The organism is Pseudoalteromonas sp. ABE4_541 (genome assembly GCF_056312285.1).
The window spans coordinates 1-231 of record NZ_JBSVEM010000073.1 but is presented as its reverse complement, the minus strand read 5'-3'; the positions used below and the strand labels follow the sequence as shown (position 1 = coordinate 231).

Below are 231 nucleotides of genomic sequence, written 5' to 3'. Positions count from 1 at the left end.
TGACCCCATGCCGAACTCAGAAGTGAAACGAAACAGCGTCGATGATAGTGTGGCAGTTGCCATGTGAAAGTAGAACATCGCCAGGCACCTAATTTAAAAAATAAATAATAAAAACTAAAGCAAAGAATTTGCTTGATGATAATAGCGTTTTGGACCCACCTGACCCCATGCCGAACTCAGAAGTGAAACGAAACAGCGTCGATGATAGTGTGGCAGTTGCCATGTGAAAGT

2 rRNA genes are annotated in these 231 nt (G+C 42.9%); both read left to right on the top strand.

Annotation, left to right across the window (positions count from 1 at the left end):
- Positions 1-86 (top strand): 5S ribosomal RNA (rrf, locus tag ACW689_RS21550); the annotation flags it as partial.
- Between the two features lie 45 nt (positions 87-131).
- A 5S ribosomal RNA gene (gene rrf, locus ACW689_RS21545) occupies positions 132-231 on the top strand; the annotation flags it as partial.